11 protein-coding genes and 1 pseudogene are annotated in these 11,629 nt (G+C 74.0%); 9 read left to right on the top strand and 3 right to left on the bottom strand.

Features of this window, described 5'->3' with window-relative positions:
* Positions 1-94: 94 nt before the first annotated feature.
* Positions 95-604 (bottom strand): PaaI family thioesterase, encoded by a 510-nt coding sequence (locus ACVCAH_RS36500; RefSeq protein WP_447140774.1) that lies wholly within the window; start codon positions 602-604, stop codon positions 95-97.
* 55 nt (positions 605-659) lie between these two features.
* Between ACVCAH_RS36500 and ACVCAH_RS36495 the strand changes: the two genes are divergently transcribed.
* Positions 660-1,136 carry a winged helix-turn-helix transcriptional regulator gene (locus ACVCAH_RS36495; RefSeq protein ID WP_447140773.1) on the top strand — a complete coding sequence of 159 codons (477 nt, stop codon included), beginning with the start codon at positions 660-662 and terminating at the stop codon, positions 1,134-1,136.
* Positions 1,137-1,197: 61 nt separating this feature from the next.
* Here the strand turns inward: ACVCAH_RS36495 and ACVCAH_RS36490 are convergent, their stop codons facing one another.
* The gene (locus ACVCAH_RS36490) at positions 1,198-2,067 is read right to left on the bottom strand and encodes a GDSL-type esterase/lipase family protein (protein WP_447140772.1); all 870 of its coding nucleotides are present in this window, start codon (positions 2,065-2,067) and stop codon (positions 1,198-1,200) included.
* 223 nt (positions 2,068-2,290) lie between these two features.
* Between ACVCAH_RS36490 and ACVCAH_RS36485 the strand changes: the two genes are divergently transcribed.
* From ACVCAH_RS36485 to ACVCAH_RS36465, 5 genes are all read left to right on the top strand, one after another.
* The gene (locus tag ACVCAH_RS36485) at positions 2,291-3,343 is read left to right on the top strand and encodes a S1 family peptidase (RefSeq protein ID WP_447140771.1); all 1,053 of its coding nucleotides are present in this window, start codon (positions 2,291-2,293) and stop codon (positions 3,341-3,343) included.
* Between the two features lie 168 nt (positions 3,344-3,511).
* On the top strand, positions 3,512-5,317 hold the full coding sequence (gene aspS, locus ACVCAH_RS36480) for an aspartate--tRNA ligase (protein WP_447140770.1): 1,806 nt from the start codon (positions 3,512-3,514) through the stop codon (positions 5,315-5,317).
* 91 nt (positions 5,318-5,408) lie between these two features.
* Entirely contained in the window at positions 5,409-6,221 is an 813-nt protein-coding gene (locus ACVCAH_RS36475; RefSeq protein ID WP_447140769.1) for an SDR family oxidoreductase, read from the top strand.
* 245 nt (positions 6,222-6,466) lie between these two features.
* Positions 6,467-7,066 carry an ArsR/SmtB family transcription factor gene (locus tag ACVCAH_RS36470; protein WP_447140768.1) on the top strand — a complete coding sequence of 200 codons (600 nt, stop codon included), beginning with the start codon at positions 6,467-6,469 and terminating at the stop codon, positions 7,064-7,066.
* A complete protein-coding gene (locus ACVCAH_RS36465) occupies positions 7,063-8,418 on the top strand; it encodes an MFS transporter (protein WP_447140767.1) in 1,356 nt (451 codons plus the stop codon). Before ACVCAH_RS36470 ends, ACVCAH_RS36465 begins: the two co-directional genes overlap by 4 nt.
* 204 nt (positions 8,419-8,622) lie before the next feature.
* On the opposite strand, the gene ACVCAH_RS36460 is transcribed toward ACVCAH_RS36465, so the two are convergent.
* On the bottom strand, positions 8,623-9,360 hold the full coding sequence (locus tag ACVCAH_RS36460; protein ID WP_447140766.1) for a GNAT family N-acetyltransferase: 738 nt from the start codon (positions 9,358-9,360) through the stop codon (positions 8,623-8,625).
* Between the two features lie 145 nt (positions 9,361-9,505).
* Here ACVCAH_RS36460 and ACVCAH_RS36455 point away from each other — a divergent pair, with 145 nt between their 5' ends.
* From ACVCAH_RS36455 to ACVCAH_RS36445, 3 genes and pseudogenes are all read left to right on the top strand, one after another.
* A complete protein-coding gene (locus tag ACVCAH_RS36455; protein WP_396778128.1) occupies positions 9,506-9,718 on the top strand; it encodes a hypothetical protein in 213 nt (70 codons plus the stop codon).
* A 74-nt stretch (positions 9,719-9,792) separates the two neighbouring features.
* The gene (locus ACVCAH_RS36450) at positions 9,793-11,352 is read left to right on the top strand and encodes a replication-associated recombination protein A (protein WP_447140765.1); all 1,560 of its coding nucleotides are present in this window, start codon (positions 9,793-9,795) and stop codon (positions 11,350-11,352) included.
* Positions 11,349-11,629 (top strand): annotated as a pseudogene (locus ACVCAH_RS36445) (hypothetical protein); the annotation flags it as partial. The gene ACVCAH_RS36450 and the pseudogene ACVCAH_RS36445, both read left to right, overlap by 4 nt.

The raw sequence follows: 11,629 nt of genomic DNA, 5'->3' as shown, positions 1-11,629 counted from the left end.
GACCCCAGGACTCATCAAGTCCAGGCGGGGGGAGTGCTCACCCGCCCGCGGCTACCAGTGTCGAGTCTGCCAACGCCTCACCCGACAGCTCCCATTAGGCGGGGGAGTCGAGGGGGAAGAGGAGGCAGGTGGAGGTGGCGTGGGCGACCAGGCGGGCCCGGGCGTCGAAGAGCTTCGCCTCGGCGAGGGCGGTGCGCCGGCCGCGTTGCAGCACGCTGCCCTCGCAGCGCAGGGTGCCGGAGTCCACGGTGACCGGACGGAGGAACTTCACGTTCAGGTCCAGCGAGGTGTAGCCGACACCGGCCGGCAGCGTGGTGTGCACCGAGCAGCCCGCGGCGGTGTCCAGCAGGGTGGAGATCACCCCGCCGTGCACGGTGCCGAGCGGGTTGTAGTGGAACTCCTGCGGGACCATCTCGACCGCAACCCGGCCCTCGTCGGCCTCCATCCGGGCCATGTCGAGCAGATGCATCACCGGCGGCGCCGCCAGCTCGCCGTCGATCATCGCGCGGAGCAGCTCCAGGCCGCCGCGCCGGCCGAGGTGCGCGGCGCTGAGGCCCGGGTCGGACCAGGAGAAGGTGCGGCTGCGACCCTGCGTCTGTGTCATGGACTCAGCCTGGCAGCCCGTTGCTGAGTCTGTCAATCAGACCTAGCCTTGGGGCATGAGACCCCCCGCACTGGACTGGTCGGTGGAGAACTGCACCATCGCCCGGGCGATGGCCGTCCTCGGCGAGAAGTGGACCCTGGTGGTGCTCCGCGAGGTGTTCAACGGGGTCCGCCGCTTCGACGACATGCGGGTCCGCACCGGGATCCCCCGGCAGGTGCTCACCAACCGGCTGGCCACCCTGGTCGACGAGGGGGTGCTGCGCAGGGAGCCGTACCGGGAGCCGGGCACCCGGGCGCGCCACGAGTACCGGCTGACCGAGAAGGGGCTCGACCTCTGGCCGGTGCTGGTCGCCGTGCTCGGCTGGGGGGACCGCTACCTGGCCGACCCGGACGGCTCGCCGTTGAGCGTCGGGCACCGGGACTGCGGCGGCGAGGTGCACGTCGAGCTGCGCTGCGAGCGGGGGCACCCGGTGACCGCGGCGCGCGACGTGGTGCCGCGGCCGGGCCCGGGGGCGCGCAAGCGGGTCGACTGACCTCGCCGCGCGCGTCGGTGCGCGGACGGGTGGCGGCCCGCCCGCGCACTGGGGTCGGTCGCTACCAGCGGAAACCGGCGGCGTACGAGACGCTCGCCAGCACCTGCTGGCCGCTGGTGTTCGGGTGGAAGTAGTCCCAGCCGGAGAGCTGGCTCAGCGTGAACGGGTAGTTGAAGACGGCGTTGCCGTCGAAGAGGCAGTTGGTGCCGTACGCCGCGCAGGCCTGGGCCAGCTGGGTGTTGTAGTCGACCACCCGCTGCCGGACCCGGGCCCGCCGGTCCACGTCCGCCTGGGCGGTGGAGGTCGGGTTGGCCAACATGGACTGGCAGATGCCGAAGAGCGACCAGGCGGAGCGCGCGCTGCCGCTGGTCCGGCCGACGGACCAGAGCCGGTGGATGTCGGGGACGCTGATCACCAACACCCGGGCGGTGGGCAGGCCCGCCCTGATCCGGTTGAGCGCGGAGTCGATGTTCGCCCGGAAGGTGCTCACCGGGGTCATGCTCGACTCCGAGCTGGTGCAGGCGTCGTTCGCGCCGATCAGCATGGTGACGTAGCCGACGCCCTGGCTGACCGCGGTGCCGGCCTGTCCGTACATGTCGGCGGACTTCGCGCCGGAGCGGGCGTCGTTGTGGTTGCGGCCGCCGATCGCCGGGTTGACCGCGCGGATCCGCAGGTAGTGGCTGTTGACGCTGGAGTAGTCGCCGGTGCTGAACGACCGCGACGTGCAGTCGACGTACCAGCCGCAGGCGTTGAAGCCGCGGGTGATGGAGTCGCCGAGGCTCGCCATCGAGCTCGGCGGCGGGCCGGGGTCGGCCTGGGCGGCGGTGGGGGCGGCGGCGAGCAGGGTGACGGTGGCGGTGGCGCTGGAGAGGACGGCCAGCGCGCGGCGGGCGAGGGACATGATGGCCTCCGGATCACGGGTGCCGGACATGCTGCGGTGGCCAGATCGTATAGATGACGCTCGCTGTCCACAATGTTGCTCCGGTGTTACATCGGGGTGTCGGGTCAATACGGGCAAACAGGGTCTTGCTCAGGATCTTAAACATGTGAATACTTCACTCAGTCCGGCCGGTTGTCCCAGATCGGCCGGCATCGTCCCCGGGTCCGCCGCCCCCGCGGCGCGGCCCTGTCACCCCCTTCCGGGAGGTTGTTACATGCGACCCACGAGGTCATCCCTCCGCCGTGCCGCCACCGTGGCCGCGGCCGGAGCCCTGGTCGCCGGCTCGCTGCTCGGCGCCCCGGCCCAGGCGGCACCCGCGGCCGCCACCCCCGATGCCGCGGCCGGCCTGGCAGAGCGCCTCGGCGCCCGATCCGCCGGCACGTACGCCGACGCCAGCGGCAAGATGGTCGTCACGGTGACCGACGCGGCCGCGGCCCGTCAGGTCCGGGCGGCCGGCGCCACCCCCAAGCTGGTCACCCGCGGCGCGACCGAGCTGGCCCGGGCCACCGCCGAGCTGGAGAACAGCGCGAAGATCCCGGGCACCGCCTGGTGGACCGACCCGGCCACCAACCAGGTCGTGGTCTCCGTCGACAGCACCGTCACCGGCGCCAAGCTGGAGCGGGTCAAGGCCGCCGCCGCGCGCACCAACGGCGCGGTGCGGATCGAGGCCGAGGCGGGTGTGCTCAGCACCCGGATCTCCGGCGGCAACGCCATCTACGCCGGGGGCGGCGGTCGCTGCTCACTCGGCTTCAACGTGCGCAACAGCGCCGGCACCCAGTACTTCATCACCGCCGGGCACTGCACCAACATCTCGTCGAGCTGGTACTCGAACTCCGCGCAGACCACCTACCTGGGCGCGCGGACCGGCACCAGCTTCCCCGGCAACGACTATGGGATCGTCCAGTACAACAGCAGCGTCAGCCGGCCGGGCAACGTCTACCTGTACAACGGCAGCTACCAGGACATCACCGCCGCCGGCAACGCCTACGTCGGCCAGTCGGTCCGGCGCAGCGGCAGCACCACCGGTCTGCGCAGCGGCTCAGTGACCGCCCTCAACGCCACCGTCAACTACGCACAGGGCTCGGTCTACGGTCTGATCCGGACCAACGTCTGCGCGGAGCCGGGTGACAGCGGCGGCTCGCTCTTCGCCGGCAGCACCGCGCTGGGCCTGACCTCCGGCGGCAGCGGCAACTGCTCCTCCGGCGGCACCACCTACTTCCAGCCGGTCACCGAGGTGCTGAGCCGCTACGGCGTCAGCGTCTACTGACCGTTCCCCGCAGCGGGCCGTCGGAGCGATCCGACGGCCCGCCCGCGTGTCCGGGGCCGTCCGGGCCGGTGCCCGGGTTGGGTAGGCGCGCCCGGTGCCAGCCGGCGCCGGTGGATCCTGACAGAATGCGGGGAGCAGACGTGTACCGCAGATGAGGAGACGCAAGTCGTGATCCGTACCCATGACGCCGGCAGCCTGCGCGCGACGGACGCCGGCACCACGGTGACGCTCGCCGGGTGGGTCGCCCGCCGGCGCGACCACGGCGGCGTGATCTTCGTCGACCTGCGCGACGGCTCCGGCGTGGTCCAGGTGGTGTTCCGCGAGGAGGACGCGCACGCGCTGCGCAACGAGTTCTGCGTCCGGGTGACCGGCGAGGTGACCCGCCGCCCCGAGGGCAACGAGAACCCGGAGCTGCCCACCGGCGAGGTCGAGGTCACCGCCGTCGAGCTGGAGGTGCTCTCCGAGGCCGCGCCGCTGCCGCTGCCGGTGGACGACCAGGTCGAGGCCGGCGACGACGTCCGGCTGCGCTACCGCTACCTGGACCTGCGCCGCAGCGGTCCGGCCCGGGCGATGCGGCTGCGCTCCCGGGCCAACCAGCTCGCCCGCGCGGTGCTGCACGAGCGGGACTTCCTGGAGATCGAGACCCCCACGCTGACCCGCTCGACGCCCGAGGGCGCCCGTGACTTCCTGGTGCCGGTGCGCCTGCAGCCCGGCAGCTGGTACGCGCTGCCCCAGTCGCCGCAGCTGTTCAAGCAGCTGCTGATGGTCGGCGGCATGGAGCGCTACTACCAGATCGCCCGCTGCTACCGGGACGAGGACTTCCGCGCCGACCGGCAGCCGGAGTTCACCCAGCTCGACATCGAGATGTCCTTCGTCACCGAGGACGACGTGATCGACCTCGGCGAGGCGATCGTCGCCGCGCTCTGGTCCGACCTGGCCGGCCACGAGATCTCCCGGCCGATACCGCGGATCACCTGGCACGACGCGATGGCCCGGTACGGCTCCGACAAGCCGGACCTGCGCTACGGCGTCGAGCTCACCGAGCTGACCGACTACCTGCGCGGCACCGAGTTCCGGGTCTTCGCCGGCGCGATCGACGCCGGCGGCTACGTCGGCGCGGTGGTGATGCCGGGCGGCGCCAGCCAGAGCCGCAAGGAGCTGGACGGCTGGCAGGACTGGGCCAAGGCGCGTGGCGCCCGCGGCCTGGCGTACGTGGTGCTCGACGCCGAGACCGGCGAGGCGCGCGGCCCGGTGGCGAAGAACCTCTCCGAGGCGCACCTGGCCGGGCTGGCCGACGCGGTCGGCGCCAAGCCGGGCGACGCCGTCTTCTTCGCCGCCAGCGCCACCACCCGCGAGGCGCAGGAGCTGCTCGGCGCCGCCCGGGTGGAGATCGCCAAGCGGGCCGGGCTGATCGACGAGAGCGCCTGGGCGTTCTGCTGGGTGGTCGACGCGCCGATGTTCGAGCGCACCGACGAGGGCGGCTGGACGGCCGTGCACCACCCGTTCACCTCGCCGAACGCGGACTGGGTGGACCGGTTCGAGGAGGCGCCCGACCGGGCCCTGGCGTACGCGTACGACATCGTCTGCAACGGCAACGAGATCGGCGGCGGCTCGATCCGTATCCACCGCGGCGACGTGCAGCGGCGGGTCTTCGACCTGCTCGGCATCACCCCCGAGGAGGCTCAGGACAAGTTCGGCTTCCTACTGGAGGCGTTCAAGTACGGCCCGCCGCCGCACGGCGGCATCGCGTTCGGCTGGGACCGGGTCTGCATGCTGCTCGCCGGCGCGGACTCGATCCGCGAGGTGATCGCGTTCCCGAAGACCCGGGGCGGGTTCGACCCGCTGACCGGTGCGCCCACGCCGATCACCGCCCAGCAGCGTGCCGAGGCCGGTATCGACGCCAAGCCGAAGCCGCAGGCCGTCCCGCACACCGGCACCGCCGGCCCCGCGGCCCCCGTCGCCGACCCCACCTGATCCCGGTCCCGTCGGTCATGAGGTTGGCGGGGCTGCGTCCTGCGGTGTCGCACCGCTAACCTCATGATCGACTGATCGGGGGAGGCGCGGGATGACGCTGCTGGTGGTGGGAGCGAGCGGTTTTCTGGGTGCGGAGGTGTGCCGGCAGGCCGTCGCGGCGGGCGAGCGCGTGGTGGGGACGTACCACTCGGGCGCCGTCGCGGTGGCGGGGGTCGAGGCGCGGCGGCTGGACGTGACCGACCGCGCCGCGGTAACCGCGCTGGTCGCCGAGGTGCGCCCGGACGCCGTCGTCGGCACCCCCTACCGGTACGCCGACTGGGCGGTCACCGCCGACGGGGCGGCGCACGTCGGGTACGCCGCCGCCGAGGTGGGGGCGCGGCTGGTGCACCTGTCCAGCGACGCCCTGCACGGCGGCCGCCCCGAGCCGTATGCCGACGACGATCCGCCCGCGCCGGTGTTCCCGTACGGGGCGGCGAAGGCGGCGGCCGAGACGGCGGTGCGCGCCGTCCACCCCGGCGCGGCGCTGGTGCGCACCTCGCTGATCGTGGGGGAGGGGAGCAAGCAGATCCAGCTCTGCCTTGATGCCCTCGCCGGCCGGGCCACCCTGTTCACCGACGAGCTTCGCTGCCCGGTCGACGTCACCGACCTGGCCGCCGCCGTGCTGGAACTCGTCGGCACCGATTACGCCGGCCCGCTCAACGTGGCCGGCCCGGACGCGGTCAGCCGCGCGGAACTCGGCCTGCTGGTCGCCGCGCGATTCGGACTGGACCCGGCCGGGATGAAGACCGGCACCGGCATCGCGTCCGGCCTGCTGCGTCCCACCGAGGTGCGCCTCGACTCCACCCGGGCCACCGGTCTGCTGCGGACCCGGCTGCGGGGCGTCCGCGAACTCCTCGCCGCCTGACCCGATCGGGAGCGGACTGTCGCACTCCCTTGGGGCGTGTCCGGGACCTGATCCGGTGCCCGACCGATTCGACGATCACGCTCGATCCGGGAAGTAGTGCGCTCCCACTGTCGCTGAGGCCACTACGTCAAGGATCGAGCGCGATCTTGGGCAGGGGCATGGCGCTGCGGGGTCCGTCGCGCAACATGCACAGATTCTATGCACAACTCTTGTGCATAGAATCTGTGCACAGTTATTGTGCATACATGCCTGACACCCCCGACAGTGGTCGGCCGGCCCCGCGCGAGGTTCACCTCGACGCCCGGCAGGTCCGCGTCCTCGCCCATCCGCTGCGCATGCGGCTGCTCGGCACGTTGCGCGTCGACGGGCCGGCGACGGCGACCACGCTGGCCGAGAAGCTCGACACCAACACCGGCGCGACCAGCTACCACCTGCGGCAGCTCGCCGACGTGGGGCTGGTGACCGAGGCCCCCGACCTGGGCAGCGGCCGCCAGCGGTGGTGGCGGGCGGCGCACGACATCAGCAACTTCGAGCCGACCGACTTCGACGACGACCCGGACGCCCGGGCGGCGGTGGAGTGGCTCCAGGCCGACCAGGTGCGGATCATGGCCGAGCAGGCCGAGCGGTGGATGACCGCGGCGCCCGGCTACTCCCGAGACTGGCGGGATGCCGCAGGCATGGGCGACATGGTGCTGAAGCTCGGCCCCGCCCGGCTTCGGAAGCTCAACGACGAGCTGTGGCAGCTGCTGATGCGCTACCACGACGAGCCGGTGCCCGACGAGCCGCACGCCCAGCTGGTGCACGTCTTCCTGGCCGCCTTCCCACTGGTGGAGAAGAAGCGATGAGCGCGCTGTCCGTACGCCAGATCCGGCGTCGCTTCCTGCTGCTGCACGGGCTGCGCTGGCTGCCCACCGGCCTGGTGATCCCGGTGATGATCCTGCTGATGCAGGAGCGCGGCCTGACGCTGTCCCAGATCGGCCTGGTCTCGGTCGCCCAGGGGCTGGTCGTGCTGGCCCTGGAGCTGCCCACCGGCGGGCTCGCCGACGCGCTCGGCCGCCGGCCGGTCCTGGTCACCGCCTGGCTGATCAACCTCGGCGCGCTCGCGCTCTTCGCGGTGGCCGACTCCTTCGCGCTCTTCTTCCTGGTCTGGGCGTTGCAGGGGGTCTTCCGGGCGCTGGACAGCGGCCCGCTGGAGTCCTGGTACGTCGACGCCATCCTGGCCGCCGATCCGCAGGCGAAGTACGAGCCGGGCCTCGGCTACGCCGGCACCGTCATCGGCGTGGCGATCAGCGCCGGCGCGCTGCTCGGCGGCGGCCTGGTCGCGCTCGGCCCGGTCGGGCCGGTCAGCGCGCTCACCGTGCCGGTGCTGGCCGCGATCGCGCTGCAGGCGGTGGCCCTGATCGCTCTGCTGGTGCTGCTCCGGGAGGTGCGCCCGGGCAAGGGCACTGGGGCGCTGCGGGCGTCGGTCGCCGAGGCGCCCCGGATGGTGGGGCAGGCGTTCGGGCTGCTGCGCCGCTCCCGGGTGCTGCTCGCGCTGGTCGCCGTCGAGCTGTTCTGGGGTTTCGGCATGGTCACCTTCGAGTCGCTGCTCCCGGTCCGGCTCGCCGAGGTGGTCGGCGATCCCGACCGGGCGGCGGCGCTGCTCGGGCCGGCCAACTCGGCGGCCTGGCTGGCCGGGGCGGCCGGCGCCGCGCTCACCCCGCTGCTGCTGCGCTGGCTCGGGGCCGCGCCGAGCGCCGCGCTGCTGCGGATCGTCCAGGGCGTCACGGTGGTCGGGATGGGGCTCTTCGCCGGTCCGGTCGGCGTGCTGGTCGCCTACCTCGCCTGCTACACGGTGCACGGAGCGTCCAACCCGCTGCACATGGGGCTGCTGCACCGCCAGGTCGACGGTCCCTACCGGACCAGCGTGATCTCGCTCAACTCGATGATGGGCCAGCCCGGCTTCGCGATCGGTGCGATCGCGCTCACCGCGCTCGCCGACGCGGTCAGCGTCAGCGCCGCCATGCTGGTCGGCGCGGTGGTGCTCGCTGTGGCCGCACCGCTCTACCTGCCCGCCTGGCGGGCCGGCCGCGGTGGCACGCCGGCACCCGGCGCCACGCCGGACATCCCAGACGCGGGCGGGCAGCCCGGCCCGCTGCCGGGTGACGACCCGGCGGATCGGCGACCCGAGGTGGCCGCGCCGGCCTCCGGCGGCTGACCGGCCCGCCGCGGGCAGCGCTCACGGCTCCTCGCCACCCCGGCGGGCGACCGGGTTCGATGGATCGTCTGCTGCCGGGCAGGTGCCGACCGCGTGATCGGCCCTCCCCGGCAGCAGACGATCATCGTTGCCGTGGCGCGATGCCGGGGACGGACGGCCCGACGGGCCGGCGTGGACGAGTCTGGCCCGGGTCCCGCCGGCAGCTCAGGCCAGGCGCACCGAGCTGCGGGCCAGCGTGCCCGTGAAGCCGAGCCGCCGGTAGAGCCGGACCGCCCCGACGTTCGCGGTGTAGACGCCGAGCGCGACGGTGTCGCGGCGGGCGAAGAGGGCACGGGTCATGCCGGCGGTGAGCGCCGCGCCCAGGCCCCGGCCGCGCCGGTCGGGCGCGACGGTCAGGCCGGCGAGGAAGCCGATGTCCCCCCGGCTGCGGTCCGCCCCGCAGGCGACCAGCCGGTCGCCGTCGCGGATGCCGTACCAGTCGACCACCCGCGGGTCGCCCGGGCGCGAGGTGGTGGTGGGGAAGGCCGCGTCGATGAGTTCGGTGAGCGCCGGGTGGTCGGCCGCGGTCAGCCGCTCCACCCGTTCCTCGCCGGGCTGCGGCGGTGGCGGCGTCGCGGTCCACCGGAAGTCCCACTCGTCGTGCCGGTCCACGTCGAGCCGCCCGTCCAGCGTCGCCGGGTCGAGCCGGGGCAGGTGCAGCCACTGGCCGGGTTCGAGCGCCCCGGTGGCGGCCAGCCCGGCGGCCACCTCGACCGCCGCTTCGGCGGCGCCGAGCCCGCCCCCGGCCGGGCCCTGCCCGGCGAGCAGCCAGACCAGGGCGCCGTCGCGCCGCCAGCCGCGCGGCCGCCCGCCGCGCCAGAGCGCGTGCCGGGCGTACGGGTGGTGATCGGCGGCCGCCAGGATGGCGTCCCGCCCCTCCAGGACCTGGTCGGCGATGATCATGTGCCCAGCGTAGAGCCCCGGCGGAGGTCGTGGCGGCGAGGTCGGGGAGACCGGCGAGCAGGCCGGTCCACGGTGGAGATTGGCGCGCGGACCGATTGGGTACATCCCGCCCGACCTACTGGGACCCCCCTACCGGAGGAACGACATGCTCGCCATTCTCGCGGCCATCGTTTTCGGCTTCGCCCTGCTGATCGACCTGCTGAACACCAACTTCGGCGCGCCGGACCTGTTCAACTGGCACACCCTCGTGCTCATCGGCCTGCTGCTGCTCGCCCTCTACCTGGCCGGGGTCGGCAGCGGCCCGCGCGGCGCGGGTGGCGGGCGCTGGTACCGGGGCCGGCGACCGGGCCGGGGCTGACCGGAACCGATCACCAAGGCCCGGTCTGCGGCGCGATTCCGGCGTCGTCGGCCGGGCCCGGTACTGTTCTCGTGATGGAGTCCGACGCCCTCTTTTCCCTCGGTGAACCCGCCGGAGCGCCCAGCGCCCCCGCGGGTTCCGGTGGTGTCGACGGCTTCACCGCGGTGGCGGCGGATTCGCCCCTGCCCGTCCGGATGCGCCCGGCCAGCCTGGACGAGTTGGTCGGGCAGGACCACCTGCTCGCCCCGGGCGCCCCGCTGCGGCAACTCGTCTCCGGCGGCGCGCCGATGTCGGTCATCCTGTGGGGGCCGCCGGGCAGCGGCAAGACCACCATCGCGCATCTGGTCGCCCAGGCCACCGACCGACGCTTCGTCGCCATGTCGGCGCTCTCCGCCGGCGTCAAGGACGTCCGCGCGGTGATCGACACGGCCCGCCGCCAGCGCCGCTCGGGCGGTCCGCAGACCGTGCTCTTCATCGACGAGGTGCACCGGTTCAGCAAGACCCAGCAGGACTCGCTGCTCGCGGCGGTCGAGGACCGTACCGTCACGCTGCTCGCGGCGACCACCGAGAACCCGTACTTCTCGGTCATCTCGCCGCTGCTGTCCCGGTGCGTGCTGCTCACCCTGCAGCCGCTGGACGACGCGGCGGTACGCGGGCTGCTGCGCCGCGCGGTCGCCGACCAGCGGGGCCTGGCCGGCGCGCTCACCCTGGAGACCGAGGCGGAGGACCACCTCGTCCGGCTGGCCGGCGGCGACGTCCGCAAGGCGCTCACCGCGCTGGAGGCGGCCGCCGCCTCCGCCACGGCGCTCGGCACCGGCCGGATCGACCTGGCCACCGCCGAGCAGGCGGTCGACGTGGCGGCGGTCCGCTACGACCGGGCCGGCGACGCGCACTACGACGTCACCAGCGCGTTCATCAAGAGCATGCGGGGCTCGGACGTGGACGCCGCGCTGCACTGGCTGGCCCGGATGCTGGTGGCCGGGGAGGACGCCCGGTTCATCGCCCGCCGCCTGGTCATCTTCGCCAGCGAGGACGTGGGGATGGCCGATCCGAGCGCGTTGAGCGTGGCCACCGCGGCGGCGCACGCCGTGGAGTACGTCGGCCTGCCGGAGGCTCAGCTCAACCTCGCCCAGGCGGTGATCCACCTGGCCACCGCGCCGAAGTCGAACTCGGCCACCACCGCGATCGGCGCGGCGATCGCCGACGTTCGGGCCGGTCGGGGCGGGCCGGTGCCGCGCGGGCTGCGCGACGCGCACTACGCCGGCGCCAAGGGGCTCGGCCACGGCACCGGTTACCGCTATCCGCACGACGACCAGCGTGGCGTGGTCACCCAGCAGTACGTGCCGGACGAGCTCGTCGGTACCGACTACTACCAGCCCAGCCAGCACGGTGCCGAGCGGGCGGTGGCCACCCGGCTGCCGCTGCTGCGGCGGATCGTCCGGGGCCTGCCGGCGCCGGCCGCCCCGGGGCAGGCGCGGCCGGAGGGTCCGGTGCCGGAGGCGGCCGGCAACAGCACGCGACCGGTGGCGCCGGTCGGGGGGGACGGGTCGGACAACGGCCGTCGGTCGACGGGCCCGGGCGCCGGCGTGGCACAGGTTGGCGGCAGGAACGCCGCCGGGGAGGGTCACCAGTGAGATCGCGTGGTTCGGAGCGACCGGAGGACGGCCCGGACGAGCGGCGCGATTCCCGCGCCAAGGGCCGCCGCTGGGGCCGGGGCAAGGCGGAGGCCGAGCCGGAGGAGCCGATCAGCGGCGAGGAGTTCGGCTGGATCGACGACCTGCGTACGGCCAAGCAGCAGCGCAGCGAGCTGGGCCCCGGCGGGGGTGCGCCGGAGCCGGCCGCGCCCGCGCGCCCCGGCGCCCCGGTGCCACCCGGTCCGGACGCCCCGCCGGCCCGGCGCGGCCCGGCCGC

The organism is Micromonospora sp. LZ34 (genome assembly GCF_052981855.1).
This window is presented reverse-complemented; position numbering and strand designations above follow the sequence as displayed.

Excerpts from the sequence above, each read along its gene's own strand:
- ACVCAH_RS36500 (WP_447140774.1), bottom strand. The coding sequence starts at position 604 with ATGACACAGACGCAGGGTCGCAGCCGCACCTTCTCCTGGTCCGACCCG.
- ACVCAH_RS36495 (WP_447140773.1), top strand. The coding sequence starts at position 660 with ATGAGACCCCCCGCACTGGACTGGTCGGTGGAGAACTGCACCATCGCC.
- ACVCAH_RS36490 (WP_447140772.1), bottom strand. The coding sequence starts at position 2,067 with ATGTCCGGCACCCGTGATCCGGAGGCCATCATGTCCCTCGCCCGCCGC.
- ACVCAH_RS36485 (WP_447140771.1), top strand. The coding sequence starts at position 2,291 with ATGCGACCCACGAGGTCATCCCTCCGCCGTGCCGCCACCGTGGCCGCG.
- ACVCAH_RS36475 (WP_447140769.1), top strand. The coding sequence starts at position 5,409 with ATGACGCTGCTGGTGGTGGGAGCGAGCGGTTTTCTGGGTGCGGAGGTG.
- ACVCAH_RS36470 (WP_447140768.1), top strand. The coding sequence starts at position 6,467 with ATGCCTGACACCCCCGACAGTGGTCGGCCGGCCCCGCGCGAGGTTCAC.
- ACVCAH_RS36465 (WP_447140767.1), top strand. The coding sequence starts at position 7,063 with ATGAGCGCGCTGTCCGTACGCCAGATCCGGCGTCGCTTCCTGCTGCTG.
- ACVCAH_RS36460 (WP_447140766.1), bottom strand. The coding sequence starts at position 9,360 with ATGATCATCGCCGACCAGGTCCTGGAGGGGCGGGACGCCATCCTGGCG.
- ACVCAH_RS36455 (WP_396778128.1), top strand. The coding sequence starts at position 9,506 with ATGCTCGCCATTCTCGCGGCCATCGTTTTCGGCTTCGCCCTGCTGATC.
- ACVCAH_RS36450 (WP_447140765.1), top strand. The coding sequence starts at position 9,793 with ATGGAGTCCGACGCCCTCTTTTCCCTCGGTGAACCCGCCGGAGCGCCC.